Source organism: uncultured Maribacter sp., assembly GCF_947500985.1.
Taxonomy (GTDB): Bacteria; Bacteroidota; Bacteroidia; order Flavobacteriales; family Flavobacteriaceae; genus Maribacter.
Window position 1 is genome coordinate 369,847 of sequence record NZ_CANMTX010000002.1, and the last position, 13,284, is coordinate 383,130.

At 35.1% G+C, this 13,284-nt stretch carries 8 protein-coding genes; 6 read left to right on the forward strand and 2 right to left on the reverse strand.

From position 1 onward, the window contains the following. Positions 1-58 precede the first annotated feature (58 nt). Together Q0871_RS05185 and Q0871_RS05190 are read left to right on the forward strand one after the other, a co-directional pair. Positions 59-3,184: a glycosyl hydrolase gene (locus tag Q0871_RS05185; protein ID WP_299318910.1), complete on the forward strand. Its 3,126-nt coding sequence runs from the start codon at positions 59-61 to the stop codon at positions 3,182-3,184. A gap of 111 nt (positions 3,185-3,295) precedes the next feature. Beyond that, positions 3,296-3,847 carry a CopD family protein gene (locus Q0871_RS05190; RefSeq protein WP_299318915.1) on the forward strand — a complete coding sequence of 184 codons (552 nt, stop codon included), beginning with the start codon at positions 3,296-3,298 and terminating at the stop codon, positions 3,845-3,847. 39 nt (positions 3,848-3,886) lie between these two features. Here Q0871_RS05190 and Q0871_RS05195 read toward each other — a convergent pair whose 3' ends face one another. Together Q0871_RS05195 and Q0871_RS05200 are read right to left on the reverse strand one after the other, a co-directional pair. Then, positions 3,887-7,138, reverse strand: coding sequence for a two-component regulator propeller domain-containing protein (locus Q0871_RS05195; protein ID WP_299318918.1), 3,252 nt, complete (start codon positions 7,136-7,138; stop codon positions 3,887-3,889). Between the two features lie 197 nt (positions 7,139-7,335). Then, positions 7,336-8,130 carry a transglutaminase family protein gene (locus Q0871_RS05200; protein WP_299318920.1) on the reverse strand — a complete coding sequence of 265 codons (795 nt, stop codon included), beginning with the start codon at positions 8,128-8,130 and terminating at the stop codon, positions 7,336-7,338. Positions 8,131-8,332: 202 nt separating this feature from the next. Between Q0871_RS05200 and Q0871_RS05205 the strand changes: the two genes are divergently transcribed. The 4 genes from Q0871_RS05205 to Q0871_RS05220 are packed head-to-tail and all read left to right on the forward strand — an operon-like array spanning position 8,333 to position 13,240. Next, positions 8,333-9,745 (forward strand): ATP-binding protein, encoded by a 1,413-nt coding sequence (locus tag Q0871_RS05205; protein ID WP_299319785.1) that lies wholly within the window; start codon positions 8,333-8,335, stop codon positions 9,743-9,745. Between the two features lie 18 nt (positions 9,746-9,763). After that, positions 9,764-10,546, forward strand: coding sequence for an enoyl-CoA hydratase-related protein (locus tag Q0871_RS05210; protein ID WP_299318923.1), 783 nt, complete (start codon positions 9,764-9,766; stop codon positions 10,544-10,546). A gap of 17 nt (positions 10,547-10,563) precedes the next feature. Beyond that, the gene (locus Q0871_RS05215; RefSeq protein WP_299318927.1) at positions 10,564-12,117 is read left to right on the forward strand and encodes a hypothetical protein; all 1,554 of its coding nucleotides are present in this window, start codon (positions 10,564-10,566) and stop codon (positions 12,115-12,117) included. Between the two features lie 49 nt (positions 12,118-12,166). Further along, on the forward strand, positions 12,167-13,240 hold the full coding sequence (locus tag Q0871_RS05220) for a PA0069 family radical SAM protein (protein ID WP_299318931.1): 1,074 nt from the start codon (positions 12,167-12,169) through the stop codon (positions 13,238-13,240). Positions 13,241-13,284: the final 44 nt, after the last annotated feature.

Below are 13,284 nucleotides of genomic sequence, written 5' to 3' on the forward strand. Positions count from 1 at the left end.
AAGAAAATCCACTCGAACTGACAATATAAATATCTAAAGAACATTCAAACTAACTATCATGAAAAAACAACTAGTCTTGTTTATGGCGGTAATTGCAACTACCATAACTTTTGCGCAGACAGCCAATGATTATTTTAAACCTTTAAAATTTAGAAATATTGGTCCGTTTAGAGGTGGACGTTCGGTAACTGCTACGGGAGTTATTGGTGATCCCATGACGTATTATATGGGTACAACCGGTGGCGGAGTTTGGAAAACAGAATCTGCTGGCCAACGTTGGGAGAATATTTCAGATGGGTTTTTTGAATTAGGGTCGGTTGGCGCAGTTTCTGTGTCTGCGTCCAATCCGAATATCGTTTATGTAGGTATGGGAGAACATGCACCACGTGGTGTAATGACATCTTACGGAGACGGAGTATATAAGTCTACTGATGCGGGTAAAACTTGGAAGAAAATGGGACTTGAAAAAACCCAGCATATTTCACGAATTATCATCCATCCAACAAATCCTGATATCGTTTATGTTGCTGCGCAAGGTGCACTTTTCGAAGGTAATGCCGAACGTGGTATTTATAAATCAATTGATGGCGGTAAAACATGGACAAACACTTTGTTCGTAAACAATCTTACCGGTGCTTCTGAACTTTCTATGGATGCTAGCTATCCTGAAATTATGTATGCTGCCATGTGGGAACATCAACGTAAACCGAATATGGTGGTTAGTGGTGGTGTCGGTAGTGGATTATATAAATCTACCGATGCAGGAGATACTTGGAAAAAAATTCATGAAGGTCTACCAGAGGAGAAAGGAAAAATGGCGATAGCTGTGAGTCCGTCGAATTCCAACAAAGTATATGCATTAATTGAAAGTGATTCAGATGCCGATAAGGGTGGCTTATTCGTTTCTAACGATGCAGGAGAATCTTGGACAATGGTTAGTGGTGATAATAGATTAGTACAACGGGCTTGGTATTATATTGAGGTTTTTGTGGATCCTAATGATGAAGACACAGTATATGTTTTAAGTGCACCAGCGCTACGCTCAGAAGATGGTGGTAAAACATGGGAGAATGTTGAGGTTGCCCATGGCGATACGCATGATTTATGGATAAACCCAAACAATTCTAAAAATATGGTTTTAGCAGATGATGGTGGTGCTTCAGTATCTTTTGATTATGCTAAAACATGGTCTACACAAAGCAATATGCCTACTGCACAGTTTTATCGTATTAGTGTAGATAATCTATTTCCTTATAATATTTATGGTGGTCAGCAAGATAATAGGTCTGTTAAAATAGCTAGCTTATCTGCAGGTAGTCGTAGTATTACGACTAGAGATTGGACAGATTCTGCGGGTGGTGAAAGTGCCTTTTTAGCATTTGATCCTGATAATCCACGTTATGTAATGGGTGGTCAATATTTGGGTACTGTTGAAATAATGGATATGGAGTCTAAAGCGGCAACTCAAATTATGCAAGCGCCTATTCAATATTTAGGTCGCGAAGCTAGAGATATGAGATACTTGTTTAATTGGAACGCACCGATTATAGCTTCTACACATGAACAGGGCACCTTTTATCACGGAGCGCAATATGTATTTAGAACCCGAGATATGGGTCTAACTTGGGATAAAATTTCTGATGACCTTACTCGAGATATCGATGCAAAACAAGGCAATGGTGGTGGACCATATACGAACGAAGCAGTAGGGGCCGAGAATTATGGTACGCTGGCTTACATATTAGAATCTCCGCATGAAAAGGGATACATCTGGACAGGTAGTGATGACGGATTAGTCCACTTAACTAAAAATGGTGGCGAAACTTGGGAAAATGTAACCCCTAAAGGATTAAAAGAATGTTTGATCAATGCAATTGAGGTTTCTCCGCATGATCCAGCAACTGCTTACATTGCTACAACAAGATATAAATTTAATGATTACACACCTGGTTTCTACAAAACAACCGATTACGGTAAAACTTGGACGGCCATAAACTCCGGAATTCCTTATGGAGCTTTTACGCGCGTAGTTCGTGAAGATGAGTTTAAGAAAGACTTGCTATATGCGGGCACAGAAAAGGGAATCTATGCATCTTGGAATGGTGGTAAATCTTGGGAACCTTTTCAATTGAATTTACCAAAGACTCCAATTACAGATTTAAAAATGCATAAAGGCGATATGGTAGTGGCTACTTCTGGTCGTTCGTTCTGGATTCTTGATGATGTTGTTGCTCTTGGTCAATATCAACCTTCTAAAACGGGACTCCAAATTTTGAAGCCTAAAGACGCCTACAATGGTTCTTGGGGGAGTCCGTTGAGTGGTAATTCTGATAAATTTACCGGTAGTGATACTTTTGAAGGTATTAACCCTGCTAACGGAGTAGTACTATATTATGAGCTACCTAAATTAAAAGATAGTACTGCAATTACCTTAGAGATTTCAGATGCTAAAGGAAAGGTAATCAGGATAATTAGTTCAGAAAAAGATCCAACCTACAAGCCACATAATGGAGGTGGTGCACCACCAGCACCAGTATTGAATAAAAAAGAAGGGTTAAATCGCTTTGTTTGGGATATGAAAAACGCGATAATGCCGGGTATACCTGGCGTATATATTGAAGCTGGTTTTAGCGGACATAAAGTGTCTCCTGGTACGTATACTTTTAAATTAAAAGTAGATGGACAAACAGTTTCTACTACAGGTACAATTAATGAAGTGCCAACCTATGAAACAAAGCCAGGACAATACGAAGAATATGATGCTTTTATGACGATTGCAGAAGCAGAGTTGACTGAAATGCACAATATGGTAAATCAGTTATATGCAGCTCAAAACGATTTAGCTGAAGTCTTGAAAAAGGTAACCGATCCTACGGCTAAAGCTGCTGGTGAAAAGCTATTGGCAGAAATGAAAGCATGGGATGGTGATATGGTACAACGTAAATCACAAGCGTATGATGATGTAGAAAATTTTACTAACAAGTTTTCTGCAGAATATATATTTATGATTAACCAGACGAATAGTGGTATTCCAAGATTGAACAAGGCGAGTAAAGACCGAAAGACTGAATTAGACGTACAATGGGTAGGTTTAAAAGCAAAAGGAAAGCAATTCATCAACACGGCTATACCTGCTTACAATAAGACTTTGTGGGAATCAGGAGTTGGTGCCATAAAATTATAAAATAAGTTCTATCCGCTTTTACTAACTTTGGGCTTGTTTAAGACTAGAATTGAGAATTGAGTTTTGTACTTGAACTTGTTTCTTGCTCTTGAACTTGTTTTTATAAGCCTTATGACAGAATATTACAACTATATAAAATCCCTGCATCTCATCTTCGTAATAACGTGGTTTGCAGGGCTTTTTTATATTCCAAGATTGTTCATTTATCATATAGAAGCCAACCAAAAGTCATCACCTGAAAAAGAAATTCTTTCTAAACAATTGAAGTTGATGACCAAAAGGTTGTGGTATATCATCACTTGGCCATCCGCTGTATTGGCGGTGTTTTTTGCTATCTGGTTGCTTGTTATTTACCCTGGTTGGTTGTCACAACCGTGGATGCACATAAAACTTGGTTTCGTATTGTTACTGATTATATATCACCTTAAAAACCATCAAATTTTCAAAAAATTTCAACGTGATGATATTCAATATACTTCTAAATTCATGCGTATATGGAATGAAGGTGCTACGCTGATTCTATTCGCTATTGTGTTTTTAGTGATTTTGAAAAGCTCCTTTAATTGGATTTTTGGAGTGGTAGGTATTGTAGTTTTAGGTATACTTTTAATGCTAGGAATAAAGCTATACAAGAGAATTCGAAATAAAAATCCGGAAGCATAACTACTTGAAAATTAAAGTTTAATTCTAATTTTTCAGAATTTAAGATATAAGTGATTTTCTAGCATTTTGTGCTGCAGTTTTAGCTTTTGGAAGAACTAGCTTAAAAGTAGCTCCTTTTCCTTCCCCTTCTGATTCTGCTATGATGGTGCCGCCATGCGAATTGGCAATTTGTTTTACCATATAGAGCCCCAAACCTGTACCTTTTACATTATCATGAAAACGTTCGAAAGGGGTGAATAGTTTTTTTAGAGCTCCCTCATTCATTCCTGATCCATTATCAATGACCATAAAGCTGTTTGTGTCACCATTATCTTCGTACGTGACTATTATTTTTGGGTTTTCTTGGTCGCCCATGTACTTAATAGCATTATCAAAGAAATTACCAAAAACTTGAATTATTCTATTGCGGTCACCAAAAATATCGGGCATATTTTCAGTAATTGTAAGCTCTATATTGAGCTGTTTCAATTTGCCCTTAATTAAATTTCTTGATAGATCTAATAATTCGTTGGTTTTTAGCAACTCATTTTTGTTGTCGATTTTACCCAGTCTGGCAATTTCTGTAATATCAGAAATTAATTCGTTCATATTGTTGCAAGAAACATCGATAAGGCTCAAGTATTCGGCTAGACCTGGGTGGTCTTCTAAAGAAACTTCTAAAGGTATTAGACTTGCAAGACCTTTGATATTTCCTAACGGACTTTTTAAATCGTGAGAAACGGCATACGTAAATCGTTGAATTTCCTCGTTTTTGGATGCTAAGTTGTCTGCAGCTTCTACTAGTTTGTTTTTTTGGTATTGTAATTCTTTAGTACGTTCGTCAACTTTCAACTCTAGACTTCGTTGATTTTTTCTAATATTTTGTAGTTTAATATGTTGTGCTATATAGAATAACAATAATACTAAAGCAATCATTAATGCCTTAAACCACCAAGTTTGCCAATAAGGTGGGGTAACTGTAATATGGAGATCTATTTCGTTATCAACCCAAACACCATCAGAATTAGTAGATTTTATTCTTAATGTATATTCTCCGGGATTTAAATTTGTGTATGTTGCTGTAGGATGGTTGCCAACATAATTCCAATCTTTTTCAAAACCTTCAAGGTAAAATGCATAATTAACACTTTCTGGGTGTCTAAAAGTAAGGGCTTTAAAATCTATATTTATAACAGATTGATCGTAGTTAAAGGTTAGGGAGTCTACTTGACTGATATCTTTTTCTAATATTCCAAAGTCATCATTTGGTAAAACGGGTTGATTAAAAAGTTTCAATCCAGAGACAAATAACGTAAGTGTGTCTTTTCGTTTTTCAACATCACTTGCAGTAAAAATATTAAAGCCATTAATGCCACCAAATATATATTCACCCTTTTTAGTTGTTATTGATGAACTTGCAATAAATTCTTTTGCCTGAAGACCATCACCAACATCGTAATTAATTGTTTCTCCGGTTTTGTTGTTATATCTAATGATTCCTTCTTCGGTGCTAAGCCATAAGTGGTTGTTTTGATCGTCTATAATACCTTTAATAGCGTCGTTTTTTAAGCCGTCAGCCTTGGCAATCACTAAAAATGAATCTGTTTCTGGGTTATATTTGTTAAGTCCACCTTGTGTACCTACCCAAATGGTATCTTCGATATCTTGAATAATAACATTGATAAAACTATTGCTTAAAGAATTTTTGGTATGATAATGAACAGTTGACCATTCGTTGCCATTTTTTGTTAGCTTAAACAAACCTGTGTTCAATGTTCCAATCCATATATTACCTTGGTTGTCTTCAAAAATCTGGTATATGGAGTTAATTATACTGCCGTCAATTTCTGATTTAAGCGTTATATTTTCATGTGTTTTTGTTTTGGGGTCATACACTTGTACACCTGAAAAGTAGTTTACTATCCAAATTCTTTCTTTTTTATCTTTTAAAAGATCAATAATTATATTTGATTTTAAAAATGAATTTTCTGAAGTTAGTACACTGGTTTTTTTGGTTTTTGTATTAAGTATAGCTATACCATTTGTCCATGTTCCTGCCCATATTTCGTCATCTTTGGTCTGTAATATTGAAAGAACTACATTACTGGGAAATGTTTTATTCCTTAATGAATAATTGTTAAATGTATCTGAAGAACGGTCCCAATAATCTATTCCTCCGCCATCCGTACCAATCCAAATATTTCCTTTATTGTCTTCGCTAAAACAATTCACTAATTTATTACTGAGCGACTTTGGGTTGAAAGGGTCAGAGTTTATATGATTAAATTTATAAAATCCTTTATCATAAATATTTAACCCGCTTTTATAAGGGGCTATCCACATTGTACCATCTCGTGTACATAATAATGCCCATATAGAATTACCAGAAATGGAATTGGGTCTTGTTACACTGTACTCAATATGTCTTATAAAATCAAGATTTTTATTGTAAATATGTAAACCGTTATTTTCAGTACCTATCCATAATTCATTGTCTAAATTTTTCTCTAAAGAGCGTATACCAAAACCTGGGCTGACCTCTTTTTCTTTTGAGATACTAATTGAATTTTCTGCTATGTCCAACTTAAATAGTGAGCCAGTTGCAGAACCTATTAATAAACTATTTTCTGATGAATTTATGCCGGTGATGATTGCCTCTGTCTGTAATACTTCACTAATAATCTCCATCTCATAATTAAGTATTAGGGTATTATAGGTAAAAACAACTAGAATGCGGTTAGCATCTAAAACATCAATTTTAACAACTTTATTAAGTCGAGGGTTATCAATAGTTACGTGTTTATTAGGAGGAGGAAAATGTTTTACTTTACCAGTTTCTAGCTCGTAACTATAAAAACCTCTAGATTCTGATCCCAGCCAAAGTATACCGTCTTTTTTAACTATAATCTCAAAAACTGCGTCTTTGATGGTTTCACCTTCATTGATAAACGGATACGGTGTTATAATATTTAAACTACGATCATAAAGGCTAAGCCCCTCATTTGTGCCGATGATAATATTTTGGCCATCTTCATGTAATGCTACAATATATTCATGCTTAAGACCAGTTTTACCATCTAAACTTTTAGTGTAGATTTCAAAATCTTTTCCATCATATCTGTTTAATCCATTTCTGGTTCCTATCCATATAAAACCAAAATTATCTTCTAAAAGTACCGTAGCGCTACTTTGAGACATACCTTCTTGAATATGCTGAAAGGTAAGTGGTTCCGAATATTGAGAATGTAGTGCTATAGGGGTGCCAAAAGCAATGAATATGGTAAATAAATATAATAGTGATTTATATAGCATTCCTATATTTTATAAAAAAGATAATTACAACATAGTATTAACGCAAAAATAAGTAAGAAATTACTTTCATTTTTAACTTGTTTTAAATTTCACCTTTACATATCAAAATGATTGCACTTGAAAATGAATTTTTTACGTTAAATAATTTGAGATTTAATTAACCCAGTTGATACAAAAAAACTATGATTCAAATACGATTAGGTGTTTGATAAAATCTGTTCAACTTTTACAAGTTGTTCTGTGGGATGTACAAGTGGACCAAATTGATTGAAAATGGCAACATCGGCAGCGTCACGACCGAAGCCGAGGATAACATACCCACCAGGCGAATTTATTTGTGTTGCATCAAATGTATACCATCGATCTCCAACATAAGCTTCAAACCAAGCATGCATATCCATAGGTTCTAAGCCATAAAGATAACCTACAACTATACGAGCAGGAATGCTTAAACTGCGGCACAGGGCAATACCCAAGTGAGCAAAATCTCGACAAACACCAAACCTTCTAATATTAACCTGACTTGCAGATAGTGGCTGATTATTGCTTCCTGGTAAATAGCTAATATTGGCTCGTAACCAATTGGTAATTGCAGAAACTTGATTATAACCGTATAAATGACCATTAGTTATACTTGAACTCATTTCATAAAAGCAATCAGATTCGCAGTATCTGCTAGGTAATAGGTAACTAAGAACAGCGTCTGGTAAATTCTGTATATCTACAAATGATGCGCCAAAATCCTGGTCTATAAAATTTGAAGTTACAATATCTGAAGAGGTAGATATTAAGAACTGGCCTGGTTGAGCAATTAATCGTTGGCATAGGTTACCGTAGTTGTCGGTAAACTCAATAACTGGAATACTCGGGGTGATTTTATATTCCTCTCTTTCTACCCATTGTTGGTTGCCACTGCGTGGTCTCAACATAAGAATAAATGGTGTTGGTTCAGAAATCTCGAACTTTATATTGCAAGTGGTACGTAAACGCATATATCTAAATTTTTGAATACTTTAATTATGGCGCCTTGACGAACTTAATATTGAAGATAGCATTTAAAGTAACACCTTATACTTCTTGCCATAAAACCTTAAAAGCATATTTGATATTTTTGGTGCGATATTTGCTAACTTTAGACGAAATAGTAGAATCTTGTTAACGAGAGTATCTTTACGGTCACGCATTTTCTTATCCATGATATTTTTGGTGCTTATTGCATCTGTATTGATTGCAGGTGTTACGGTGTATCAATATCGTGAGCAATCTAAAGATTACCATGAAAATAGAATGGAGCGTAAAGAGGAACAGATACGCCAAAGTATTGACCTTGCCATTCAGAAAACTACATACCCGGTAACAACAGAGAACCTTGATTTAATTTTCAAAAATGAGATTTATGAGATTGCCGTGGTGCAAAACATGAATTTTAATATTTATAGCTTAGATGGCGAGCTTATAAAAAGCTCTCGTCCAAAATTTGCCAATGATTCTATTTCAATGTGCTTGGATTCTGAGATATTGAATAAATTGGAGATTAGTCCCAATAAGCATTATGTACGCGAAAACGCTTTGGCAGGTGATAAATACAAAGCATCTTTTTCTTATATCGCCGATCAAAAATTTAAGCCTATAGGTATTCTTAATCTACCTTATTTCGAAGATAATTCATTCAACGACTATGAGTTAAAAGAGTTTTTATTTCGCCTATCTGGTGTGTATTTATTGATGTTGCTCATGGCAATTGCTTTTGCATTTTTTATCTCTAAATATATAACTCGATCCTTAGAAACGATTTCTACAATGATGGGTCGAACCAATTTAAATAAGCAGAACAAAAAGATTTATATAGATAACCCTGGGGAAGAGATTGAAAAACTAATTGCCGCGTATAATGCTATGATTGATGAGCTTGGTCAAAGTGCTGTGAAATTAGCACGTAGCGAGCGTGAACAGGCATGGCGTGAAATGGCAAAACAGGTTGCACATGAAATCAAAAACCCGCTAACACCCATGCGATTGACTGTGCAGAGTTTTGAGCGCAAGTTTGATCCCAGCGATCCCTTAATCCATGAAAAACTAAAGGAATATTCAAATACCTTAATTCAGCAAATAGATACCATGAGTAGTATAGCTTCTGCTTTCTCAAATTTTGCTGAAATGCCGGCGCAACAGAATGAAACCTTAAACGTGGTCAAAATTGTAAAATTGGCAATAGATATTTTCAATGAAGATTATATACATTTCATAGCCGATGAAGAAGAAATAATTGCGAAATTAGATCGAACACAGTTAATACGTGTGGTAACCAATTTGGTTAAAAATGCCATACAAGCAGTGCCAGATGTAGTATCACCTAGAGTTTTGGTCAGCGTGGCATCAGAAGGAGATATGGTTAAAATATCGGTGGCAGACAACGGTTATGGTATTGAAAAGGATAATGAAGAAAAAATATTTGAACCTAAATTTACTACTAAGACTAGTGGCATGGGGTTAGGATTAGGAATGGTAAAAAATATTGTGGAAACTTATAAAGGGTCTATCAACTTTACTTCTCATTTAGGTAAGGGTACGGTCTTCTGTGTAAAGTTTCCGAAAGAGAATACATAAATCAACAAATCAACAACTATGTCATACAATACAATTCTTATAGATAGAGAAGAGACAACGGCAATTGTGACGATTAACCGTCCGAATAAATTAAATGCTTTAAATAAAGAAACCATTGGTGAATTACATGAAGCTTTTAAAGATTTACAAAAGGATAAAAACGTTAAAGCTATCATCTTAACCGGTAGCGGTGAAAAGGCCTTCGTAGCAGGTGCAGATATTTCTGAGTTTTCTGATTTCAGTGAAAAGGAAGGGAAGAAGTTAGCAACGAAAGGTCAAAAACAATTATTCGATTTTGTTGAAAAGTTAGATACTCCCGTGATTGCCGCAGTAAATGGTTTTGCACTTGGTGGCGGATTAGAATTGGCAATGGCATGTCATTTTAGAGTTGCAAGTGATAATGCCAAAATGGGATTACCAGAAGTCTCTTTAGGTGTTATACCTGGTTATGGTGGTACACAACGTTTGCCGCAATTGGTTGGCAAAGGTAGAGCTATGGAAATGATTATGACCGCAGGTATGATTACTGCAGAACAAGCGCATGCTTATGGTTTGGTAAACCATGTAACTACCCAAGAAGAATTAGTGCCGTTATGCCATAAAATTATCTCTAGAATAACCAATAACTCATCTGTAGCCATTGCTCATGCAATAAAAGCAGTAAATGCTGGTTTTAAGAATACTGTAAATGGTTATGAGCAGGAAATTGAGGCTTTCGGTGCCTGTTTTGGAACAGATGATTTTGCCGAAGGTACTACTGCATTTTTAGAAAAAAGAAAGGCAAATTTTCCGGGTTCATGACATAAACCAAATTGGTTATGTTTAAACGTAGCGCATTCTTATTCTTGTTTCTGGTTAATGTAGTTAGTTCTTTTGCTCAAGAAGAACTTGTATCATATACTATTGGCGAAAAATTTCATGATAAATATAGGTACTCCAATATGCTTGCTATCGCAGATGATGGTAGCGAAGGTACTGTTGTGGTCCGTGCATATTATACAGGTATTGTATTAAGACCTAAAGGGTATTTTATTGAACATTACAATAAAGATTTAGAGCTAGTCTCTGAATATAATTATAAACTTAAAAATGCCAATTTTATAGACGCCTATGTTCGTAATGGGCAGGTTTATTTGTTGTTTTTAGAGTACAACTATAATACTAGAAGTTATCAGTACGAAGTGCATAGAAGCCCGTTTTCTCAATTTCAGTTTACAAAAGAAACCCTGCTATCAATAGCTTCTGAACCAGTAGAACAGCCTTTGGATCGAAATTTCTATAATCGAAACTTTTCATCTGGGTTTACTACTTCTATTTTATTCAATGATGATAAATCAGCTTTTGCCATAACTACACACTATAAGAAAAGAAAAATTGATCAGCATACAATTCATGTATTCAATGCCAACTTAAACAAGTTAATGGAGCATGATTTTTCTGATGAGGTAGAAGAAAAGAATTATGCATTTGAAAATATAGCCTTCTCAAAAGATTTGCAGAATGTGTATTTGGTAGGTAAGGCATATTTTAAAAAGAAACGTTTTAATGCTACAGAGCGTAAGTTTCAATATGAAATGGTTCGAATTTCGAATACCAGCAGAAGCGTTCAGTCTTTTTATACTCCGGGTAAATTTCCTGAATCTTTGAAACCTATTTTTAGAGGTGATGAATTGCTTTGTATCGGTTTTTATGCGGATAGAAAAGATAATCGTTATAACGGAATTTCTTATTTCAACTTAGATTCGAAAACTTTAGAAATGAAGACTGAAAAATTTAACCAGTTCTCTGAACAGTTTATGATGGATAAGTTTGGGCGTGAAGATGATAAGGCCATAAAAGATTTAGTGTTTAAAGGTATGGACATTACCAATGAAGGGAATATTCTATTTAATGCTGAAGAGTACTTTACAAGTAAAAGTGTACAGTCTAACTCTAGTGGTGGGCGCGTTGCGGTAACTAGATATCACCATAATGATATTATTAGTGCAAAATTAAGTGCAACGGGAGATTTAATTTGGGCAAGAAATATTAACAAGACCGAGGTAACACAAGGCGATGGTGCTTATGCCTCATATAGTGCTTACACAAAAAACAATACAACATACTTTTTTATTAGCACATCTTCAGAGAATCCGCAACAACTTAGCGATGATCGTATTATGTTCAAACAAGGTTTAAGTAGAAACAGAAATGTGTTTTTAATTCGTTTAGATGAAAACGGACATATGAAATACAGTAAGGTTATTGATGATACTGAAGCTCGTTTGCCGTTAATGGTATCTGTACCATACATTGATCACAAGAACGATGAATTAAGGTTCTACGCTAAAAGAGGTACAAAAAAGCAATTGGTTCAAGTGGGTGTTAAATAATTATAATATTAGGATTTATTCCATATTTTTGGATTAAATCCTAATATTAATGAATTCTAATTCTTCGGTTAAAGGAAGAGGAGCCCAAAAAAATACCAGCAATAAATTTTCTGCTTATAGTTATGAAACTAGAGATGATTTTCTCGAATTCTGCCGAGTAGAAGGCGAAGTTGCCGATAGAAATAAGACCCAATATCTTCCTATTTTTCCAAAAACGATAGTTAATAAAGTAACTAGTCCAGATGTGGGTATGAGTTATTCTATGAATATGTACCAAGGTTGTGAGCATGGTTGTATTTACTGCTATGCTAGAAATGCTCATGAATTTTGGGGTTATAGTGCAGGATTAGATTTTGAGCGAAAAATTTTGGTAAAACACGATGCGCCCAAACTGTTAGAAGCTAAATTAAGAAGTAAAAGCTGGAAGCCGAGTACAATTGTGCTTTCTGGTAATACAGATTGTTATCAGCCTGCAGAGCAAGAATTTGAAATAACCCGTAAATGCTTAGAGATTTTTTTGAAATATAGGCATCCGGTAGGTATTATAACCAAAAACGCTTTGATTTTGCGTGATTTAGATATTCTAAAAGAATTGAATGAATACGGATTAATCGGAGTCAACATTTCTGTCACTTCTTTATCCGAAGAAACAAGAAGAATATTAGAACCTAGAACTACCACCATTAAGAAACGACTAGAAGCTATACGTGTATTATCTGAGAATGGAATTCCTGTAAATGCAATGCTAGCACCCATTATACCCGGTATTAATAGTCACGAGATTTTGAACTTGGCTAAAGCGGTTTCAGAAAATGGTGCTTTATCTATGGCATTTACCGTAGTTAGACTAAACGGAGCAATAGGTGAAATATTTACAGATTGGATCCACAAAACGTTGCCCGACAAAGCAGAGAAGGTATTACATCAAATTCAAGAATGCCATGGTGGTAGACTAAACGACAGCAGGTTTGGTTTAAGAAGTAGGGGTGACGGTATAATAGCCACGCAAATTCATGATATGGTACGTTTGGCAAAGCGTAAATATTTTGAAGGCAAAACATTCCCAAAGCTAAATACTACTCTGCATGAATCTTATAAGGATGGACAATTAAAATTATTTTAATATCTCATTGAGGGTTTAATTCTCCTAGGCTTACGCGCAGTGGT

Excerpts from the sequence above, each read along its gene's own strand:
- Q0871_RS05190 (WP_299318915.1), top strand. The coding sequence starts at position 3,296 with ATGACAGAATATTACAACTATATAAAATCCCTGCATCTCATCTTCGTA.
- Q0871_RS05210 (WP_299318923.1), top strand. The coding sequence starts at position 9,764 with ATGTCATACAATACAATTCTTATAGATAGAGAAGAGACAACGGCAATT.
- Q0871_RS05220 (WP_299318931.1), top strand. The coding sequence starts at position 12,167 with ATGAATTCTAATTCTTCGGTTAAAGGAAGAGGAGCCCAAAAAAATACC.
- Q0871_RS05205 (WP_299319785.1), top strand. The coding sequence starts at position 8,333 with ATGATATTTTTGGTGCTTATTGCATCTGTATTGATTGCAGGTGTTACG.
- Q0871_RS05195 (WP_299318918.1), bottom strand. The coding sequence starts at position 7,138 with ATGCTATATAAATCACTATTATATTTATTTACCATATTCATTGCTTTT.
- Q0871_RS05185 (WP_299318910.1), top strand. The coding sequence starts at position 59 with ATGAAAAAACAACTAGTCTTGTTTATGGCGGTAATTGCAACTACCATA.
- Q0871_RS05200 (WP_299318920.1), bottom strand. The coding sequence starts at position 8,130 with ATGCGTTTACGTACCACTTGCAATATAAAGTTCGAGATTTCTGAACCA.
- Q0871_RS05215 (WP_299318927.1), top strand. The coding sequence starts at position 10,564 with ATGTTTAAACGTAGCGCATTCTTATTCTTGTTTCTGGTTAATGTAGTT.